Here is an 18,619-nt window from a genome sequence, read left to right as displayed (position 1 = left end):
ACAGGTGGGCGGGACCATCGCCCCGTCAGTCGTCGTCCCCGCCGCCCATGCGCTCGCTGTAGTCCCACGTGTGGAGTCGCTCGGGATCGATCCGGATCCGGACCTCTTCGCGCTCCGGGCGGAGGAGCCGGTCGCCGACCGGGTTGTCGACCCCGTCGAGGTACCGGACGAGGAGGGCGGAGAGCAGGTCCTTCCCCTCGTCGGGCTCGACCGTCGCGCGCCCGCGTCCCCTGACGCCCTTGTACGGCGGATCGTTCGTCGACACCTCGAACGAGACGTGGTCGTCGTACGCGAGGAAGTCGACGAGGTCGGCGTTCGCGCTCGTCGCGCAGTGGACCGCGCCGTCCCACCTGAACCACAGCGAGACGATCCACGGGGCGTCATTCGGGGTTCGACAGCCGATCCGAACCGGCACCCGGGCGTCGGTCAGGAACTCGTCGACACGTTCCCGATCCCACGGGCCGGTGATCTCCATGTGAACGGATCGGCCGGGAACGGCCTAATGGTTCCGGCGGTCTCGTGGGGCGTCGTCGCCGTGCCGGTCCCGGGGCGGACGCCGCGTCGCAGCTCGCGTCTCAGGCCGCGGGCACGCCGAGCGTCACGGTCGTCCCGCTCTCGCCGTCCGCCGCGTCCTCGGACCGCGTCGTCTCGATCGCGAGCCAGCCGCCGAGCGCGTCGGCGGTGGCCCGCACGATCCAGAGGCCGAGCCCGCTGGCGTGTTCGAGCTGGGTCTCCGGGTCGCGGCCGGTGATGACGCGACTCTCGGCCTCGTGGATCCCCGGTCCGTCGTCGGCGACCCGGATCTCGACGTCGTCTCCCCGATCGCGGGCGGACAGCGCCACCGTGTCGGCCCCGTGTTCGACCGCGTTCGTCGCGAGCTCCTCGACGGCCGTCGCGAGCCGGTCGTCGGCGAGCGCCACCGCGTCGTCGCCGTCGACCTCGACGGACGCCGCCCCGGCCTCGCGGGCCGCCGTCGCGGCGGCGTCCAAGACCGGAGCCACCGTCACCGGCTCGCGCGCGTCCGGGCGGCGCTCGAAGGCCGCCTGCAGCCGCTTCGCGTCCTCCGCGAGCCCGCCGATGGTCGCCGCGCTCTCCGCGACCTTCTCCGCGGACTCGCGGAGGTCGGGGTCGTCGGCGCGCTCCGCGATGATCGAGGCGTGTCCGCCGAGCACGGTGGTCTCGTTGCGGAGGTTGTGTCTGATCACGCGGTTCAACACGGCGAGTTTGCGCTGCTCTTTCGCGAGCTGCTGGGCGCGGACCCGGCGAGCGTCGTAGACGCCGATGATGACGTGCGCGACCGCGCCGATCGCGAGCACCTTCGCGACCGTGAACGTCGGCGCGATCATCGGCGATCCGAGCGCCGCCTGATACCGGATGATCCCGACCATGATCCCGCCGAGAACGACGATCCCGAACAGGCTCCAGACGGCGATTCGGACGGCGTTTCGCGTCGTGAACGTGCTCCGGTACAACAGCGCGCCGACGAGTATCAGCGCGACGGACAACACCGTGCCGAGCACGGACAAGACGACGCCGATCGGCGGCTCTCCGCCCGTCACGAGCGGAGTGACGTTCGGTATGAGAAGCGCGAACCCGGCCAGCGAGACGAACAGAGCGGCCGCGACCCTGGCCGGTCCGCCCTCCGGCGTCTCGGCGACCTGATCGGGGGCCGTCACCCCGAGCGCCTCCAGTAGCTCTCGCAGTCGATCGACGCTCGCCTCCCGCGTGTCGAACCGATTCCCCATCGGTCACGGCGAAGTCGGTGAACGGCATAACGTTTGCTCCGTCGGTATCGGACGTGAGAGTGGGCGGCGAAGTCGGGAACACAAGAGAGTTGACCGTCCCCGCGCGAGGAGGCGTATGACCGAGTACTTCGAGGTCCACGAGCGCGACGGCGCGGCCCGGCTCGGCGAGCTTCGCCTCGCAGAGCCGGTGACGACGCCGGCGCTCACGGACCCGTTCCTCACGGACGCGGGGAGCCTCTGGGCCGCCGACCGCGAGGTGCCCGACGGCGACGACGACGCGCTCACCCTCTTGCCGCACCGCGCGTTCCCGGCGGGCACCCGCGAGGAGGTCCGCGAGTCGTTCGCGGTGGACCACCCCGACGTCGACTTCCCGGCGGCGGCCGTCGTCGACAGCGAGAGCGCCCGCGATATCGGCGTCGACGCGTACCTGCTCTCCGACGCGACCGGGTTCGTCGGCCACGGCGAGGCGTTCAGAGACGCCGTCGTGCGCGCGAAATCGGCGCTGCCGGCCGACACCGCCCTCGGCCTCGCCGGCGTTGCGACCCCTCGGAACGTCGCGCTCCTCGCGTACGCCGGCGTCGACCTCGTGGACGCGTCGCTCGCGCGGACGAAGGGCACGCAGGGGATGTACCTCACGAGCGACGCCGAACACTTCCTCGAAGACCTCGACGAACTCCCCTGCGCCTGTCCGGCCTGCGCGCAGTCCCGCGAGTCGTTCGGCCGTGCGGACTGTGCCGAGCACAACGAAAACGCCCTGCGAGCCGAGCTTCGGCGCGTCCGCGAGCGGATCCGGTCGGGTCGTCTGCGCGATTACATCGAGGGACAGACGCGCCACGAGCAGTGGCTCACGGCGGCGTTCCGCGAGTTCGACGACCAGTGGTCGTACCTCGAAGAACGGACGCCGCTGATGCGCGACGCGGAGGTGACGGCCGCGAGCGCGGAGACGCTCGACCGCGTCGAGATCCAGCGGTTCGCCGACCGCGTGACGAGCCGGTACCGGAACCGCTTTTCCGACCAGCCGCTCGTGTTAGTGCCCTGTTCGGCGACCAAGCCGTACAGCGACTCGCAGAGTCACCGCCAGTTCCACGACGCGATACAGTGGCGCGGCCACACCGTCTCGATGACCTCGCCGATCGGGGTGGTACCCCAAGAGTTGGAGACGACCTACCCGGCACAACACTACGACGCGGTCGTCACCGGCGACTGGTCGGAAGACGAGATCGCGTTCGTCGCGGAGGTTCTCCGCCGCTATCTCACGCGCAACGACTACTCGCGGGTGATCGCGCACGTCCCCGAGGACGGCTACCGCGAGATCTGCGAGCGCGTCGAGCGCGACCCCGCGATCGACGTCTCCTTCGAGTACACCTGCGTCGACCACCCGACGGGAGACGAGTCGCTCGGCGAGTTGAACGCCGCCCTCCAGGGCGAGCCCGCGTACAGCAAGCGGGAGCGCGAACACAACACCGTTCGGGCGATCGCCGATTACCTGCTCGGCGACGGTGCGGGCGACGAGCTGTTCGGCGGCGACGCGAGCGGGAGCGGAGACGGGCGGGGCGCAGACGGCGCGGCCGACATCCGCACGACCGGCCGCTACCCGAAGCTCCAGGTGTGGGGCGACGACCCCGACGCCGGCCGCGAGGGCGAACCGGGCGAACAGCTCGCGACGATGGTTCCCCAGTACGGCACCCTCTCTTTCACGCTCGCCGGCGCGCGCCGGTGGCTCGCGAGCGACGCGCCCACGAAGCGCGTCGAGATCGACGCGTTCGTCCCGCACGGCTCCGTGCTCGCGCCCGGCGTCGTCGACGCGGACGACGAGATCCGCGTCGGCGACGAGGTCGTCATCGAGGGGCCGAAGGCGTTCGCGGTCGGCCGCGCCGAGATGTCCGGCCCGGAGATGGTCGACTCGACGCGCGGCGTCGCGAGCGAGGTCAGACACGTCGACGAGCGCTGACGGTCGCGCCGACGAGCCCGCCGAGCACCGACTCTCCTATCCGTCGAGGACCGCCGCGAGCGCGTCCATCGCCTCGTCGACGCGCTCCGTCCGGGCGTTGTGTCCCATGTGACCGATGCGCAGAGTGTCGTCGGCGAGATCGCCGAGTCCGGTCGCGACGGTCACGTCGTGGTCCTCGCGGAGCGCGCGCTGAAGCGCCGGGGCGCGTCCGGGGACGTGAAACGCCGTCACCGTGGGCGAACTGCGCTCCGGGTCGGGATACGGGTCGAGCCCAAGCGCAGCGCCGCGATCGCGGCAGCGGGTCGCGGCCGCCTCGTGGCGCGCGTACGCCTCGTCGAGCCCCTCCTCCAGAAGCAGCGAGAGCGCCTCGTCGAGCGCGACGACGTTCGTGGTGAGGTGGGTGTACGGGAACCCCTCGGACGTGTCGCGCCACGGGAGGAAGTTCGTGTACAGCGAGTCGGGGTCGCGCGCCTCCATCGCGGCCCACGCGCGGTCGCTGATCGCGGCGGTGGCGAGCCCCGGCGGCGCGCTGAAACACTTCTGGGAGGCCCCGAGACAGACGTCGATCCGCTCCGTGGGGACGGGCGTGCCGCCGAGCGACGAGACGGCGTCGACGACGGTGAGGGTCGCTCCGTCGGCCGCCTCCAAGCGGTCGAGCACGGGGTCGAGGTCGTTGAGCGCTCCCGTCGGCGTCTCGCAGTGGACCATCGTCGCGAGGTCGAACGCGCGGTCGCGGTCGGCGAGGACGGCGTCGAGGTCGTCGAGGGGAAGCGGCTCGTCGTACGCCGCCGAGACGAGCGTCGCCTCGCCGCCGTACGACTCGACGAAGTCGGCGAATCCGTCGCCGTAGAGCCCGTTCGAGAGACACAACACCTCGGTACCGGGCTCGACGAGCGAGGCTATCGCGGCCTCTAGGCCGAGGATGCCCTCGCCGCCGAGGACGGCGATGTCGCGGGTGGTGGTAGAACCGCCCGCGACGCCGTACACCCAACTCAGCCGGTCGACGAGGTCGGCGTAGATCGCGTCGAACGCCGGGTCGACGTCGGGGTTGATCAGCTCGCGGCTCATCGCGTCGCGGACGGGTTCGGGGACCGCGGTCGGTCCCGGCGTCATGAGCATACGTCGATACTCGCGTCCGGCGGCATAAGCGCCCTGTCCACCGGGCGGGAGCGCGACGCTTCGGGCGTTCCGTCGCCGGTCGTCCCGCCGTCGCACCCACACGTACACATATGTGCCTCCGAGTCGGAGCGGTACACATGACGCTCAGCCGTCACCACCGGCCGCGTTCGACCGGTGTCAAGAATCGAAGCGAGACGTCCGGTGTCCGGGAGGCGTAGATGGATCGACAGATCGGCGTCGAGCATCCCGCGGTCGGCGCTCTCGTGCTCGTCGCCGTCGTGTTCGTCGCCGTCGTGCTGGTGGGCACGCTCGCCGGATCCGGACTCGCTCAAGAGGAGCCGTCCGTCCGCGGTGAGCCTGAACTGAGCGTGTACGCGCCGGACGCGACGGTGACGCCGGGGACGGAGACGACGATCACGCTTCAGGTGGTCAACGACGGCGACGTGGATGCGGGTTCCGACGCCCGCCGCGGCGTGGTGACGACCGCTCGGGGTGTCGTGGTCGAGGTGGAGCGCGCCGGCACGCCACTGACCGTCGAGACGGGGGAGTTCGCCGTCGGCTCCGTCGGGGAGGACGCGGTGCGGGAGGTCCCGGTTCGGGTGTCGGTCCCCGCCGACGCGGAGCCGGGACGGTACGAACTCGACGTACGGCTCCGATACGGGCACACTTACCGCTCTGTGCCGAGCGAGGGCGTCGCCCGCGAGCGCTCGCGGACGACGCGAGTGTCGGTCCCCGTGACCGTCGAGGACGCGCCTCGCTTCGAGATTCGGACCACCGAGAGCGACGTGCAGGTCGGCGGTTCCGGCGCGTTCGCGGCGGACGTGACCAACGTCGGAGGCGAGACCGCACGCGACCTCTCGATCGGACTTAGTACCGACGCGCCCGACCTCTCGTTGAGCGGGGGCGATCGGACCGAGGCGCGGATCGACCGGATCGCACCCGGCGCGACCGTCTCGGTCCGGTTCCCGGCGAGCGTTCGCGAAACCGCAGTCACCGAGACGCTCGGGATGACCGGCACCGTGCGCTACACCGGTCCAGACGGCGTCCGGAAGGTCCACGACGGGATTTCGGTCGGTCTCCGACCCGCGCCCGAACAGTCGTTCTCGATCGCCGTGGAGAACTCGTCGCTCCGGGTCGGCGAGAACGGAACAGTCCGCGGGACGATAGGGAACGACGGGCCGGCGGACGCTCACGGCGTCGTCGTTGCGATCGATAGTCCCTCCTTCGTGCCACGCAGCCCGCGGTACGCGGTCGGTGACCTCGCTGCCGGGCAGTCAGGGTCGTTCACTTTCCGCGGAGCGGTCCCGGCGTCGGCCGACGCGGTGCCACAGCAGATCGCGCTCTCGACGAGCTACCGGACCGCCGCGGACGACGCCCGAACCGCGGAGGAGACCGTCCGCATTCCGGTGGCCGAACGCCGGGACGCGGTGGATGTGACGGCCGCGAGCCCGACGTTCGCCGCGGGCGAGTCGGGGACGCTGCGGCTCGACGTCACGAACGGGCGCGACGTGCCGATCCGAGACGTCGAACTCCGGCTCGCGGTCGAGCCGCCTCTCGAAAGCGAGTTCCGCACCACGGTGGTTCCGTCGCTCGCTCCGGGTGAAACCGGACGGGTCGCGTTCGACCTCGACGTCGACGGCGACGCACCCGCGAGTCAGTATCCGGCGACGGTCTCCGTCGACTACACTGACCCCGAGGACCGACGAATCACGGAACAGAGCGCGATCGTCGCCGTGGCGGTCACCGACGTCGGCGGCACGTTTCCGGCCGAGCGTCTCGTGCTCGCACTGCTGTTGATCGTCGTCAGTGCGGGCGCGTGGTGGTACTATGGTCGATGACCGCATCACTACGGCCGATGACCGCACCGACGGCGACGCGCCCCTCGTCGTCGACGGGCTCACGAAGGAGTTCGGGAGCATCGTCGCGAACGACGACGTCTCCTTCGCGGTGCAGGAGGGCGAGATATTCGGCTTTCTCGGCCCGAACGGCGCGGGGAAATCGACCACGATCCGACTGCTACTCGGACTGTTGCGTCCCACCGCTGGCACGGCGAGGGTCCTCGGGGCGGACGTCAGAGACGAGGACGCGCTCACGGCGGCCAAGAGCCGGATCGGATATCTTCCGTCGACGCTGCGCTTCGGCGAGGAGGTGACGGGCGAGGCGGTGCTCAACTACCATGGCGCGATCAAAGGCGAGGCCCGTCGAGCGGAACTCCTCGAACTGTTCACCCCACCGATCGAGCGACCGGTCCGCGAGTACTCGACGGGGAACGAGCGGATGCTCGGGTTAGTGCAGGCGTTCATGCACGACCCCGACCTGGTGATCATGGACGAGCCAACGTCAGGACTCGATCCGCTCAAACAGGAGCGATTCAACGCGTTCGTCCGACGCGAACGCGACCGCGGTACGACGATCTTCTTCTCCTCGCACGTTCTGAGCGAGGTTCGGCGCGTCTGCGACCGGGTCGGCATCCTCCGGTCAGGCTCTCTCGTCGAACTCGAAAACGTGGACACGCTGCTCCACCGCGGCGGAAAGCACGTCCGCGTTCACGCCGACGACGCGGCGTTGACGGGCCTCACTGCGCTCGACGGGATTGTCGATCCCGAGCGGTTCGCCGAGGGGATCCAGTTCGTCTACGTGGGCGACACTAACGATCTCCTCCGCAAACTCGCGGCATACGACGTTCGTGACGTCGAGATCGGCGAACCGGCGATCGAGGACGTGTTCGCCCACTACTACGGACGGAACCCCGAACTGGACGACGCACACGGCGAAGGTGGAGGCGAAACCGGAGCAGGTCCGGGCTCGCCGAGCCAAGACTCGGACGGAGGGCCGGGCGGTGTTTGAGACGGCCCGGTACGAGGCCCGCCGGAAGATAAGAGGGACGCTGATACTCACGGCGGGCGTCGGTGCGTACGCGGGGTTCATCGTCTGGTACTTCACCGTCTTAGAGGGCGTCGACTACGAGGACGTCTTCGCGGACCTGCCGCCGGCGATGTTGGAGGCGTTCGGCATCGAGAACCTCTCGACTATCGAGGGGTTCCTCGGCGCGCAGCTGTTCAGTTTCGTCTGGTTGCTCGGGCTCGGTCTATACTTCGCGTACGTCGCGGGCGGGACCGTGGCGGGCGACATCGAGACGGGACGGATCGACCTCCTGGTGTCACTCCCGGTGGCACGCTCGCGGCTGCTCGTCGAGAAGTTCGCCGCGCTTTTCGTTCCCATGCTCGCTGTCAACGTCCTCGGCGGCCCGATAATCTACGTGTTCGTCGTCGCCATCGGAGAGTCGATACCCGCCTCTCACCTGGCTCTGACGCACCTTCTTTCGATCCCGTTTTTCCTCGTCTGCGGGGGGATCGGCCTCGTCTTCTCCGTCGCCGCAAACCGCGCGACCGTCGCCGAGCGGGGCGCGGTCGCGACCGTGTTCGTCCTCTATCTCGTTGAGTCTGTCGTGGGCGGCGCAGACGAGTACGACTGGATCCAATACCTCAGTCCCACCCAGTACTACGACCCGACACCGACCCTGATCGACGGCTCGTTCGACCCGATCGACTCGGCGATTCTGCTCGTCGCGTTCGCCGGGCTCATCCTGCTCTCGGTGGCGGCGTTCGAGCGTCGCGACCTCTGATCCGCCGCGCCCGCAGATTCGCCGGTCGAGCCGTCGTGAAGACGTATTCGCCGAGCGAGACGACCCGGACACGGCAGATCTGCCGATCCGAACATCCGATACGTTCATATATTTCCGTTGCTTCGATACGGACACGATGATGCTTCCGACCCACGTGCTCGGCGGGATGCTGCTCGCCGCGCCGCTGGTCCGCGTGGCCCCGGAGTTCGCGACCGTCGGGTTTATCGCGGGCTTTCTCGGCGGGCTCTTCCCGGACCTCGACATGTACGTCGGCCATCGGAAGACGCTTCATTACCCCGTCTACTACGCCGCCGCTTCCGTGGTCGCCGTCGGCTCCGCGCTCGTGTCTCCCTCCGCGCTCACCGTGGCGCTCGCGCTGTTCCTACTCGGCGCTGCGGTCCACAGCCTCGCCGACATGTACGGCGGGGGGCTGGAACTCCGTCCGTGGGAGGGGAACTCCGACCGCGCGGTGTACGACCACTACCGAAACCGGTGGGTCGCGCCGCGCCGCGGCGTCAGGTACGACGGCGCGGTCGAGGACCTCGCGCTCTCCGTCGGACTGTCGCTGCCCCTGCTCGCCCTGCTCGACGGACCGCTCCGCGTCGTCGTGGCCGCGACGCTGGCCGTCGCCGTCGTGTACACGGCGCTCCGCCGCCACCTCGCCGACCTGGCCGCGTACGCGGTCTCGTTCGTGCCCGCGGCGGCGACGCCGTACCTCCCAGACCGGTACAGGAACGACGGCCCGCCGCGGTGAGCGCTACGCGTCCGCGTCCGGCGTGAAGCTCCGCTCCCGCGCCTATCGACGCTCCTCGCGGAACGCCTCGACCGCCTCCCGGGTCGGGAGCGCCGCCATCCCGCCGCGGTCCTGCACCGAGAGCGCGGCGGTCGCGTTGGCGAACCCGAGCGACGCGTCGAGATCGGTGGCCCCCCCGGCGAGCCGTGCGATCAACCCGGACGTGAACGCGTCGCCGGCCCCCGTCGCGTCGACGGCGTCGACGGTGAACCCCTCGTGTCGCGCCGTCACGTCGCCCCACGGTGACTCGGGCGATCCGACGGCGAGCGCGCCGGCCGCGCCGAGCGTGACGACGACCGTGTGCGGCCCGAGTTCGAGCAGGTCGCGGCAAAGCGCCGCCCCCTCGCTGGAGGAGAGCCCCGCCGCCTCCACGTCCTCGTCGCTCGCGAACGCCACGTCGCTGTCGGCGAGGATCGAGCGGATCGCGTCGCGGACCGACTCGCCGTCTCCGTCGGCCACGAGGTCCGGGCGGTAGTTGACGTCGAAGGAGACGGTGCAGCCGCGGTCGCTGGCCTCCGCGGCCAGCGCTCGCATCGCGGCGCGGCCGTCCGGATGCGTCAGGGCGACGCCGCCGAGGTGTACCCACGAGCAGTCGTCCAGCGCGTGGGTCGGGACCGCGTCCGGATCGAATCCGAAGGTCACGTCCCGGGAGCCGTAAAACCGGAATCGTCGGTCGTCGACGCCCGGCGGGGAGACCACCGCGAGCGTCGTGTTGCCCGCGACGCGCTCGACGTGCGCGTCGTCGATCGACTCGTCGCCGAGCGTCTCGCCGAGGAAGCCGCCGAAGGGGTCGCCGCCGAGCCGGGTCCAGAACGCCGGGTCGGCACCGAGCCGCGAGAGTCCGACGGCGACGTTGGCTGGCGCACCGCCGGGGCGGTGGCTGAAGCCGTCGACGTCGTGAAGTGTCGCGCCCGAGTCGGGGAGCAGGTCGACGAGCGTCTCGCCGGCGACGAGGATGTCAGCCATTGGCTACAGGAGAACGGGCGGGCGGTATCAAGGTACGGTTCCGCGTCGCGGGACGTCACCGGTGTCGCGTGTGGGGCCGAGTCACGGGAGGCATGGTCGCGGGGAGCATGGCCACGGGGGCGGTCTGGTCGCGAGCTACTCCGACTCGGCGGCGTCGCTCGCGTCGTCGGCTTCGTCTTCCCCGTCTTCCGTCCCGGCGACCTCCTCGGCGACCGCCTCGAACGCCGCGAGGATCACGCGCTTGCAGGCCTGTCCCTCGGTGGTCCAGTGCTGGGCGTAATCCAGCATGTCGTCGTAGATGTCGGGCTTGCAGCCGGCCGCCTGCGGGTGGCCCCCGCCGTTCACCTTCCCGGCGACCTCGTGGGCGTGTCGGAAATCCTCGGAGCCGCGGATCGACGCGGAGCCCGCCGGCTTGACGATCACGGCCGCGTCCGCGCCCGACTCTCGAAGCGCCTCCGCGACCTCGTTCTGCGAGCACCGGCCGTACGTCACGGCGACGGTCCAGTCACCCACCTCGTGGGTGACCGCGCGGTCGACGGCGGCGTCGATCCGCGCCTCCTTCTCGACGCGGCGCTCGGCGACGAACGCCTGCACCGTTCCGGGGAGGTCGGCCCCGTACGCGCCCACGACCGTCGCGTACTCCTCGGCACCGGCCCAGTAGGAGTAGTCGGCCAGGTCGTCCGATCGCGGGTCCTCCTTGATCCAGAGGTCGTGGTCGCGGGTGACTGCCGCCAGCTCCGAGAAGCGGTCGTCGAACGCGTGGTCGAGAGAGCGCAGGGCCACGTCGGCGGTGCACTCCTCGTCGGACTCGCCGACCACGAGGTCGACGCCGAGGTCGCGCACGGACTCGGCGGTCTCCGGGTCCCACTGGTGGTGGTCGAACCAGCGGATCGAGTCGGCCGTCTCCGCGAGCGTCTCCAGCGGCTCCGCGATCCACTCGTAGTCGTCCGGACAGAGGTCACAGACGAAGAGGTCGACCCCGTCGTCGGCGTACGCGAGCACGCGCTCTAGCGACGTGTCGATCGAGTACGGGCCCGCCGAGACGAGCCCGACCGGCGACTCGGCGTGGGCGTCTGCGGTCGGGTCGTCGGGGTCGCTCTCGGCGTCGCCGGCGACACCCTCGTCGCCGCCTTCTGCATCCGCGTCGTCGCCCTCGCCCTCCGCGTCGTCGCCGTCCTCCAGTCGGGCCGCGATGGCGGCCTCGAAGTCGGCCACGTCGAGCGCGGCGTCGTACGCCTCGCGGACCATCGCCGCGCAGGCGAGTCCGTCGGCGTCGCCGTCGGCGACGACGACCGCCTCGCTGCCCTCTATCGCCTCTCTCGCCCGCCGCTCGGCGCGCTCCTCGTCAAGCGAATCGGGGTAAAAAAAGCCCTTGCCGGGCAGGCGCGTGTACCGGGATCGGGGAGTGTTCCCCTCGTCGATGAGATCGTCGTCCATACCGACGAGGCGGGCGGGAACGGGAAAACTCCGCCGCTCTCGCGTCGGACGCGCTCGGGGGAGTCCGGCGGGTCGCCCTCGGAGTGCGGTCAGACCGTCGTCCACGGGGAGCGATCGGACCGTCGTCGCGGAGTGTCAGATCGTCGTCCGCCGGGGGTCCTCGTCCGTGAGCTGGCGCACGGTGAGGACGGGGACCGGGCAGGTCCGGACGACGCGCTCGGCGACGGAACCGATGAGGAAGCGGTTCTCTCCGTGTCGTCCGCGCGTCCCCATCGCGACCACGTCGGCGTCGACCTCGCGGGCGTAGCCGGCGATCTCCGCGGCGGGGCGTCCCTCGCGCACGTCGACGGTGACGTCGAGTTCGGGGTCGCGGGCGGCGGCGGCGTCTTCGACCTCGGCGAGCGCCGACTCGCCGTGGTCGTCGAGCGCGTCACGGAGGTCTTCGCGGACCTCGTCGGGCGTGGACTCGACCTCGCCGCTGTCGACGACGTAGACGGCGTGGACCTCCCCTTCGAACCGCGCGGCGATGTCGACCGCGACGTCGACGGCTCGCCGGACGCTGTCGGAGCCGTCGGTCGCGACCACGATCGTGTCGAACATAGCCGGGCGTTCGCCGTAACGACACCTAAAACCCGGCGGTCGGACCCGACAGCGACACGGCTATCGGAAGACAGCGGCGGTCAGGCGACCGAGAGAGATCGAGCCCGCGGCGTCCGCGCCCTACCTCAGGCCAAGAAGACGTGCCGCGGCCGGTCGGCGAGCACCTCGCGGCCCCACTCGACCGTCTCGCGGAACTCGTCGGAGCCGAAGAAGGTCATCGCGTCCTCCTTCGCCTCCCACTGACTGGCGATGAACATGTCGTTTTCGTCCTCGACGTTCGACATCAGGTCGGTCTCGACGTGACCGTCCATCTCCGCGAGGATCTCGCCGACGTCGTCGAAGGTGTCGCCGAACTCCTCGCGGTAGTCGGGCTTGACGGTGTAGAACATCCCCATCGTGCCGAAGCCGGACTCCTCGCCGGCGCGGGCGACGATCCCGGGCAGCTCCGAGAGGAAGCCGGCGGCGGTCTCCGCCGCGGAGGCGGTGTCCCAGATGGAGACGACGGCGGCGCGGTCGGTCGCGCGCCCCTCGTAGACGGCCGTCTTCACGTGCGTGCCGTAGTGGTCGAAGTTGCCGCGGAGCCCCTCGACCTCGTCGAACAGCTCGTCGACGTCGGCCTCGCTGTACAGCACCGTGGCGTACACGTCCTCGCCGTGCGGCTTCCCGGCGTAGATGTCGAGGTCCGCGAGTTCGCCGCGGATCTCCTCGTCAGAGGCGTCGTCGCCCGCGTCCTGACCACCGCCGTGATGTCCCCCGCTCTCACCGCTCGCGTGCGGGTGGTCGCCCTCGCCGCCCGCGCCCTCCTCGCCGTGCGGGTGGTCGCCGTGCGCGGAGCCGCCGCCGGCACCGGAGCGATCGTGGCCCTCGCCGCGGCCGCCGTCGTCGCCGCGGTGGCCTTCGCCGTGGCCCCCCTCACCGCGGTCGCCGTGGGGCCCCCCGCTCTCGCCGTCGCCCGTCGGCACCGTCTCGCCGGCGAGGAACGCGCCGAGGTCGGCGGGCGGGAACCGCCGCCCGATGTAGAACTCGCCGAACTCCCCGTACCGCGAGGAGGCGGGATCGAACCGCATCTCGTAGACGATGTCCTTGATGTCCGTCGGGTCGGAGCCGAACAGCGTGACCCCCCACTCGTGGCTGTCGAAGCCGACCGAGGAGGCGATCACCTGCTTGATCTTGCCGGCGTACTCGCGGCCGACGTCGCCGTGGCCGGCCATGAGGTCGGCGCGCTCCTCGAATGAGAGGTCGTACCAGTTGTGCTCCTCGCCGCGGCGCTTGCTCATCGGGTAGAAGCAGACGTACTCGTCGTCGGGGATCTCAGGCGTGAGCTTCCCCTCGATGTAGCGGCGGAGCCCCTCGTCTACGGCGTCGGGGTCCTCGAAGTACTCGTCGGAGACGTAGCCGGAGACCTCGGTGACGGAGACGTACGAGGTCGTCCGCTCGGTGAACTGCGCGAGCGCCGTGTCCTCGAACCGACGCTCGATCGCAGAGAGGTCGTCGAGAGACGGCCGGAAGTGGACGAAAAGGAGGTCGGCTTTGTGTCCGAGCACCGAGAACAGTCCGGAGTCGCCCTCGTCGGCGTCTACGACCCGTTCGCGGCGGTTCAGGAAGGAGATACCCTCCTCGATCGCCCGCCGTCGCTCGCGTTCGGGGGCGTCGCGCCACGCGTCCCAGTCGATCGACCGGAAGTCGTGCAGCGCGAACCAGCCCTCTTCGGTCTGTGGAGCCTCGACCATACGTCGCCTTGGGACGCCGCGACTTAGGGGTTTGTGAGTCGTCCCACGCGGCGGAAACTCTCGTCCGGTCCCGAAGGTTGATACCGGGCACCCGCGACTACTCGGACGATGTCCAGTGACGATCCGTCCGTCCCGATCGTGTGCACCGAGTGCGAGACGGAGACCCGCGTCCCGCTGTCCGACGTCGAGGGAGCACTCACCAGACACAACGACGGAAAACACGACGGAGACGACGTAGCCGAGGTCGATCCGGCCCTGAAAGACCAGCTCGCCGATCTCGTCGCCGACGATCTCGGGCTGTTCGACGAGACGGAGTAGTCGGACGCTCACCGGCGGGACCGAACCGCGCTCGGCGCGTCGGGAGTCCGACTCAGTCGTCCTGCGCGAGCGCGCCGCGGGGGTGCCCCTTGTGCTGGAGGTTCCGATTGTCGCGTTTTCGCGTCACCGTCGCCGGAATGACGTCCGTCACTTCCGACCGGGGGTGTCCCGTGTAGCCGTGGTCTGAATGCTCGGCGCAGTGGGCCATCGCGTCGTGGGATCCCTCCCACGGCCCAGCGTCACAGTCGTCTGCGGTACAGACGAATACGATGTCCTCGGACATGTTATTCGGCCGTTCACAGGATGCGTATAAAAACTCTACACCCCCAATTATCATATCAGATATTCACGTGCTCCGGGTGGCGAGAGAACTCGCCGCGTCGGCTGTGAGACCACGTCGGAGCCGAGATCGCGTCGGCGTCAAGACCACGTCGGCGTCAGTCACCGATCGCGGGCGCGGCGAACAGTTCGACGCTCGTCCCGTCGCGACGGCAGTCCTCGAGCGCGTGTTTGGCCGCGAAGCCGGCCTCGTGTGCGGACGCCCCGCTGCCGACGCCGACCTGTAGTTCGACGCCCACGTCGTCTTCGACGTGTGCGACCGCGTCGGTGAAGGCGCGTTCGGGGAGGTCCGGACAGACGGAGATAATGTTGTCGCCGCCGACGAAAAACGAGAGCGCCCCGTGGGTCTCACGGAGGTAGTGCATCAGCGAAGCGTACGCCCGCTCGACGTTGATGAACGTGTCGAACTCGTTGATCTGGTCCGTGTACTTTCCGGTGACGTCGACGACGTCGAAGTGTGCGATCTGGAGGTCGGTGTCCGTCGTCTCCGTGAGGTACTCACCGGCGAGCACCTCGGTCCGGCTCTCGTCTTGGGCGCTCCCCTCGGTCTGGAGCCTGTGGTTCGCCGCCGTGAGGGCGTCGACCGGGCGCTCGGCGACCGCGGTCCCGAGGCTGATACTCACCGGATAGCGATTTCCGATCGATTCTTGCAGCGCCGCGTGGGCGGCGTCGTCGACCCCGTTCGTCACCGCGATCATGTTGTCGAAGCGCGTGAAGAAGACGTACGCGTCGCGGTGGCCGACGAACTGTGCGATGTCGGCGAAGAGCCGCGACTGAAGCGTCTGGAGGTCCATCTCGCGGCGCGGCTCCGGGGTCACGGTCCACGGCCCGTAGTTGTCGATCTGGACGAGGGTCACCTGGGTCGTCGTCACAGTAGACACCGATACGGAGTCGTGCCGCTTTATGCTTCCGTTATCCCGAACGCGTTAGCGGTATCGGATCTGGGACAGCGGCCCCACCGCGTCGTCACCCTTGGGTCGTCTGCCGACCGACCACGGTCTCCATCTCTAGGGCGTACAGCGTGAATGCGACCTGTTCGACCGCTTCGTCGAACAGGCGAAAGGGCGGGAACCACTCGTTGAGGGTCGCCTCGTCGACGTCGCCGTCCCACTCTCGTATCGGTCCGCGGACGTGGACGCTCCACGACGCGTCCGCCGACGCGTCATAACAGACGAACGTGGCGGTGTCGGTCGCGTCGAGGAACCGCCGCTTCTCGCTGTCGCGGTCGTGGCCGCTGACGCGGATCAGGAGCCGCTCGCCGTCGTAGTGGTAGCTCAGCGGGACGGCGTACGCGTCGTCGTCGCGTGCCAGTCCGAGGACGCCGTGGTGACCCGCTCGCAGGTGATCGTCGACGTCCGACTCGGTCATGCCGCTCGTGTAGACGTACTCGGCGTGCTCCATGCGCGGTAGACGCGACGACGACACAAATAGGGTCGTGGCGACCCGACGGAGACCATGTCATTCAGCGGAGCCGTCCTCGACGTGGACGGGACGGTCGTGCGAGGCGACGATCCGATCGGCGGCGCGCCGGCGGGGTACGAACGACTGCGATCGGCCGGGATCAAGACGCTGTTCGTCTCGAACAACCCGACGAAAGCGCCGCCGGCGTACGTCGACCGCCTCGGTTCCGCGGGCTACGACGTCGACGCGGAACAGGTGTTCACCGCCGGGACGGTGACGACGCGCTACCTCCGAGAGCACCACGCGGCAGACGACCTGCTGTGTATCGGCGACGCGGGGCTGCTCTCTCAGTTCGCCGACGCGGGACTCACCACCACGGACGACCCCGCGGCGGCGGACGCGCTCGTGGCCTCCATCGATCGGGAGTTCGACTACGACGATCTGTGTACCGCGCTGTGGACCTTAGAGCGTGGAGTCCCGTTCGTCGGGACCGACCCCGACGTCGTCATCCCCGCGCCCGAGCGCGACGTCCCCGGGTCCGGAGCCGTGATCAACGCGATCGCCGGCGTCGCCGAGCGCGAGCCCGACGTCGTGCTCGGCAAGCCCTCCGACCCCGCGATCGAGATGGTCCGCGAGCGGCTCCCCTACCCGCCGGAGGAGTGTCTCGTCGTCGGCGACCGCCTCGACACCGACATCGCGCTCGGCGAGCGCGCGGGAATGACGACCGCTCTCGTGCTGTCCGGGATCACGGACGAGGCGGCGGTGGAGGACGCCGCCGTCTCGCCCGACTACGTGCTCGACGACCTCGGCGAGGTCGGTCGAGTGCTCGACTGATCCGAGGCGGGTCGACCGCCGCGACGAGATCGTCGCCCGCGACCGCGGATCGGCCAGCGGCGCACGCTCCGATCTCATTTAGCGGCGCACGCTCCGATCTCATTTAGCGGTGCACGCTCCGATCTCACTTTCGCCGCGCGGGTAACGTTTATATCGGATTCCGACTTCGGCTACCGTATGAGTATGGGAGACACACGCGAGGGCGCGAGCGACGGAGAGGACCCGGAACGGTCCGTCCGGATCATCGAGGGACACGCGGTGCAGTTCAACGAGTATCGATACTGAGCGGCCTGATAGTCGGCGGTTCGCCGTCGATCGCCTCGCGGCGCTCGTCGTCGCCGCCGCGGTGAGTCGGCCGCTGTCGGGACCGTTAAGTGCGCGTCCCGGGTAGCCGAGTGTGTGACACGGAGGCTCCGACGCGCGAGCGCCTTCGCCGCGGTGGCCGCACTTGCGGTCCTCGCTCCGGCGCTCGGCGACGCCGCGCCCGTGCCGTTTCTCGCCGTCGCCGGCCTCGCCTTCTTCGGCGTCCGCGACGGAGAGTGGTTCGAGACGCTCGCGCTCCCCGGCGACCGCGACGAAGAGCGGCTCTACGGGTTCGTCGCCTTCTCGCTCGCCGCGGCCGGGCTCGCGCTTTTCGCCTCCCTCCCCCGCGCGCCGCTCCCCTACGCGGCGCTCGCCGCGGCGACGCTCTCGGTCGGCTTCGGTCGCCTCGGCCGCGAACTCGTCGGCTCCCGGTCGACAGACGAGTTCGTCCTCGTCGCCGGCTACGTCGCCGGCGGCACGCTCGGCGCGGTCGCCGGACAGGTCGCCGTGCTGGCTCAGACCGGCGGACTGGTCTCCGTCGGCGCCGCGACCGGCGGCGTCACCGCGACGCTCCCCGGCGTCGGCTTCCTCGCCGCGGTCGCGGCGCTGACGGCCGCGCTCGTCCGGTCGCTGGTGTTCTCCCGTGACGCGCACATCACGGTTATCCTCGTCGCCTTCGCCGTCTGGGGGTTCATCGCGCTCGACCCGGGCGTGACCGTCGCGCTCGTGGCCTTCGGGCTCGGCGTGACCGTCGCGCTCGGCTACGTCTCGGTCGCGCTCGGCACCGCCTCGGTCTCCGGTATGTTGACCGGCGTGCTCTCCGCGCTGCTGGCGGTCGTGCTCGGCGGCGTCGGGTGGTTCCTCACGCTCATGTCGTTTTACGCCGTCGGGGGACTCGCCTCGAAGTACCGGTTCGACGAGAAGGCGGAACGCGGCGTCGCACAGGAGAACGAGGGAGCCCGCGGCACGGGCAACGTGCTTGCCAACTCCGCCGTCGCGCTCGCCGCGGTCGTCGGCTACGCGGCGACGGCGCACGTCGCCGTGCCGGCGGCCCCGTTCGCGCTCGCGTTCGCCGGCGCGACCGCGACGGCGATGGCCGACACCCTCTCCTCTGAGATCGGCGGGCTGTACGACGGTCCGCGGCTCGTCACGACGCTGCGGCGGGTCGAGCCGGGAACGGACGGCGCGGTGACGTGGCAGGGCGAGGTGGCCGGGGGGACCGGCGGGCTCCTCGTCGGCGGGCTCGCCGCGCTCGGCATGCCGCTCGGCGACCCCGTCGTGGGCGGCGCGGTCGTCGTCTGCGCCGGCGTCGTCGGGATGACCGTCGACAGCCTCCTCGGCGCGCTGGTCGAGGGAGAGGCCGTCGGAAACCAGGCGGTCAACTTCCTCGCGACGCTTTCGGGCGCGGCGGCCGCGGTGACGCTCTGGGCGGTGATGCTTCGATGACGGGACGCGACC

18 protein-coding genes are annotated in these 18,619 nt (G+C 70.1%); 8 read left to right on the top strand and 10 right to left on the bottom strand.

The window, feature by feature from the left end:
- Positions 1 to 25 precede the first annotated feature (25 nt).
- Both NO930_RS01970 and NO930_RS01965 read right to left on the bottom strand, forming a co-directional pair.
- Entirely contained in the window at positions 26 to 475 is a 450-nt protein-coding gene (locus NO930_RS01970; RefSeq protein ID WP_137783445.1) for a pyridoxamine 5'-phosphate oxidase family protein, read from the bottom strand.
- A 100-nt stretch (positions 476 to 575) separates the two neighbouring features.
- Positions 576 to 1,745, bottom strand: a complete 1,170-nt coding sequence (locus NO930_RS01965) for a sensor histidine kinase (RefSeq protein ID WP_256402305.1) — start codon at positions 1,743 to 1,745, stop codon at positions 576 to 578.
- A 115-nt stretch (positions 1,746 to 1,860) separates the two neighbouring features.
- On the opposite strand from NO930_RS01965, the gene arcS reads away from it, so the two are divergent.
- Positions 1,861 to 3,696, top strand: coding sequence for an archaeosine synthase subunit alpha (arcS, locus tag NO930_RS01960; protein WP_256402304.1), 1,836 nt, complete (start codon positions 1,861 to 1,863; stop codon positions 3,694 to 3,696).
- Positions 3,697 to 3,732: 36 nt separating this feature from the next.
- Here the strand turns inward: arcS and NO930_RS01955 are convergent, their stop codons facing one another.
- Positions 3,733 to 4,815: a pyridoxal-phosphate-dependent aminotransferase family protein gene (locus NO930_RS01955; RefSeq protein WP_256402303.1), complete on the bottom strand. Its 1,083-nt coding sequence runs from the start codon at positions 4,813 to 4,815 to the stop codon at positions 3,733 to 3,735.
- A 218-nt stretch (positions 4,816 to 5,033) separates the two neighbouring features.
- Between NO930_RS01955 and NO930_RS01950 the strand changes: the two genes are divergently transcribed.
- The 4 genes from NO930_RS01950 (at position 5,034) to NO930_RS01935 (ending at position 9,194) form a co-directional block, all read left to right on the top strand.
- Positions 5,034 to 6,653 carry a COG1361 S-layer family protein gene (locus NO930_RS01950; RefSeq protein ID WP_256402302.1) on the top strand — a complete coding sequence of 540 codons (1,620 nt, stop codon included), beginning with the start codon at positions 5,034 to 5,036 and terminating at the stop codon, positions 6,651 to 6,653.
- Positions 6,643 to 7,662, top strand: a complete 1,020-nt coding sequence (locus NO930_RS01945; protein ID WP_137783303.1) for an ABC transporter ATP-binding protein — start codon at positions 6,643 to 6,645, stop codon at positions 7,660 to 7,662. The genes NO930_RS01950 and NO930_RS01945 overlap by 11 nt, the downstream gene beginning before the upstream one ends.
- Positions 7,655 to 8,440: an ABC transporter permease gene (locus NO930_RS01940; RefSeq protein ID WP_256402301.1), complete on the top strand. Its 786-nt coding sequence runs from the start codon at positions 7,655 to 7,657 to the stop codon at positions 8,438 to 8,440. The genes NO930_RS01945 and NO930_RS01940 overlap by 8 nt, the downstream gene beginning before the upstream one ends.
- Before the next feature lie 136 nt (positions 8,441 to 8,576).
- Positions 8,577 to 9,194, top strand: coding sequence for a metal-dependent hydrolase (locus tag NO930_RS01935; RefSeq protein ID WP_137783024.1), 618 nt, complete (start codon positions 8,577 to 8,579; stop codon positions 9,192 to 9,194).
- A gap of 42 nt (positions 9,195 to 9,236) precedes the next feature.
- On the opposite strand, the gene NO930_RS01930 is transcribed toward NO930_RS01935, so the two are convergent.
- The 4 genes from NO930_RS01930 to NO930_RS01915 all read right to left on the bottom strand — a co-directional run bounded on the left by NO930_RS01930 (position 9,237) and on the right by NO930_RS01915 (position 13,966).
- On the bottom strand, positions 9,237 to 10,199 hold the full coding sequence (locus NO930_RS01930; RefSeq protein ID WP_256402300.1) for a carbohydrate kinase family protein: 963 nt from the start codon (positions 10,197 to 10,199) through the stop codon (positions 9,237 to 9,239).
- Positions 10,200 to 10,334: 135 nt separating this feature from the next.
- The gene (locus tag NO930_RS01925; protein ID WP_256402299.1) at positions 10,335 to 11,636 is read right to left on the bottom strand and encodes a DHH family phosphoesterase; all 1,302 of its coding nucleotides are present in this window, start codon (positions 11,634 to 11,636) and stop codon (positions 10,335 to 10,337) included.
- 135 nt (positions 11,637 to 11,771) lie between these two features.
- A complete protein-coding gene (locus NO930_RS01920; RefSeq protein WP_049983469.1) occupies positions 11,772 to 12,236 on the bottom strand; it encodes a universal stress protein in 465 nt (154 codons plus the stop codon).
- Between the two features lie 125 nt (positions 12,237 to 12,361).
- The gene (locus tag NO930_RS01915; protein WP_256402298.1) at positions 12,362 to 13,966 is read right to left on the bottom strand and encodes a heme-binding protein; all 1,605 of its coding nucleotides are present in this window, start codon (positions 13,964 to 13,966) and stop codon (positions 12,362 to 12,364) included.
- A 108-nt stretch (positions 13,967 to 14,074) separates the two neighbouring features.
- Between NO930_RS01915 and NO930_RS01910 the strand changes: the two genes are divergently transcribed.
- Positions 14,075 to 14,284: a DUF8149 family protein gene (locus NO930_RS01910; protein ID WP_137783028.1), complete on the top strand. Its 210-nt coding sequence runs from the start codon at positions 14,075 to 14,077 to the stop codon at positions 14,282 to 14,284.
- A 52-nt stretch (positions 14,285 to 14,336) separates the two neighbouring features.
- Here the strand turns inward: NO930_RS01910 and NO930_RS01905 are convergent, their stop codons facing one another.
- From NO930_RS01905 to NO930_RS01895, 3 genes are all read right to left on the bottom strand, one after another.
- A complete protein-coding gene (locus tag NO930_RS01905) occupies positions 14,337 to 14,567 on the bottom strand; it encodes a hypothetical protein (RefSeq protein ID WP_137783029.1) in 231 nt (76 codons plus the stop codon).
- A gap of 154 nt (positions 14,568 to 14,721) precedes the next feature.
- Positions 14,722 to 15,495 (bottom strand): GTP cyclohydrolase III, encoded by a 774-nt coding sequence (locus tag NO930_RS01900; protein WP_049983473.1) that lies wholly within the window; start codon positions 15,493 to 15,495, stop codon positions 14,722 to 14,724.
- A 94-nt stretch (positions 15,496 to 15,589) separates the two neighbouring features.
- Positions 15,590 to 16,024 (bottom strand): pyridoxamine 5'-phosphate oxidase family protein, encoded by a 435-nt coding sequence (locus NO930_RS01895; protein WP_137783030.1) that lies wholly within the window; start codon positions 16,022 to 16,024, stop codon positions 15,590 to 15,592.
- 54 nt (positions 16,025 to 16,078) lie between these two features.
- Here NO930_RS01895 and NO930_RS01890 point away from each other — a divergent pair, with 54 nt between their 5' ends.
- Together NO930_RS01890 and NO930_RS01885 are read left to right on the top strand one after the other, a co-directional pair.
- Positions 16,079 to 16,858 carry an HAD-IIA family hydrolase gene (locus NO930_RS01890; RefSeq protein ID WP_256402297.1) on the top strand — a complete coding sequence of 260 codons (780 nt, stop codon included), beginning with the start codon at positions 16,079 to 16,081 and terminating at the stop codon, positions 16,856 to 16,858.
- A 399-nt stretch (positions 16,859 to 17,257) separates the two neighbouring features.
- Positions 17,258 to 18,607: a DUF92 domain-containing protein gene (locus tag NO930_RS01885; protein ID WP_256402296.1), complete on the top strand. Its 1,350-nt coding sequence runs from the start codon at positions 17,258 to 17,260 to the stop codon at positions 18,605 to 18,607.
- The last annotated feature ends 12 nt before the right edge of the window (positions 18,608 to 18,619 follow it).

Origin of the sequence: Halorubrum salinum, from assembly GCF_024494575.1 — an archaeon.
In the GTDB taxonomy this organism is placed as follows: Archaea; Halobacteriota; Halobacteria; order Halobacteriales; family Haloferacaceae; genus Halorubrum; species Halorubrum salinum.
Note: the sequence above shows the minus strand (reverse complement) of the source record. Positions and strands in the feature narration are given on the sequence as shown.

Bases quoted from the DNA above. Each gene is read 5' to 3' on its own strand.
- NO930_RS01905 (WP_137783029.1), bottom strand. From the start codon at position 14,567: ATGTCCGAGGACATCGTATTCGTCTGTACCGCAGACGACTGTGACGCT.
- NO930_RS01915 (WP_256402298.1), bottom strand. From the start codon at position 13,966: ATGGTCGAGGCTCCACAGACCGAAGAGGGCTGGTTCGCGCTGCACGAC.
- NO930_RS01890 (WP_256402297.1), top strand. From the start codon at position 16,079: ATGTCATTCAGCGGAGCCGTCCTCGACGTGGACGGGACGGTCGTGCGA.
- NO930_RS01930 (WP_256402300.1), bottom strand. From the start codon at position 10,199: ATGGCTGACATCCTCGTCGCCGGCGAGACGCTCGTCGACCTGCTCCCC.
- NO930_RS01945 (WP_137783303.1), top strand. From the start codon at position 6,643: ATGGTCGATGACCGCATCACTACGGCCGATGACCGCACCGACGGCGAC.
- NO930_RS01925 (WP_256402299.1), bottom strand. From the start codon at position 11,636: ATGGACGACGATCTCATCGACGAGGGGAACACTCCCCGATCCCGGTAC.
- NO930_RS01955 (WP_256402303.1), bottom strand. From the start codon at position 4,815: ATGCTCATGACGCCGGGACCGACCGCGGTCCCCGAACCCGTCCGCGAC.
- NO930_RS01950 (WP_256402302.1), top strand. From the start codon at position 5,034: ATGGATCGACAGATCGGCGTCGAGCATCCCGCGGTCGGCGCTCTCGTG.
- NO930_RS01935 (WP_137783024.1), top strand. From the start codon at position 8,577: ATGATGCTTCCGACCCACGTGCTCGGCGGGATGCTGCTCGCCGCGCCG.
- NO930_RS01895 (WP_137783030.1), bottom strand. From the start codon at position 16,024: ATGGAGCACGCCGAGTACGTCTACACGAGCGGCATGACCGAGTCGGAC.
- NO930_RS01920 (WP_049983469.1), bottom strand. From the start codon at position 12,236: ATGTTCGACACGATCGTGGTCGCGACCGACGGCTCCGACAGCGTCCGG.
- NO930_RS01965 (WP_256402305.1), bottom strand. From the start codon at position 1,745: ATGGGGAATCGGTTCGACACGCGGGAGGCGAGCGTCGATCGACTGCGA.
- NO930_RS01910 (WP_137783028.1), top strand. From the start codon at position 14,075: ATGTCCAGTGACGATCCGTCCGTCCCGATCGTGTGCACCGAGTGCGAG.
- arcS (WP_256402304.1), top strand. From the start codon at position 1,861: ATGACCGAGTACTTCGAGGTCCACGAGCGCGACGGCGCGGCCCGGCTC.
- NO930_RS01970 (WP_137783445.1), bottom strand. From the start codon at position 475: ATGGAGATCACCGGCCCGTGGGATCGGGAACGTGTCGACGAGTTCCTG.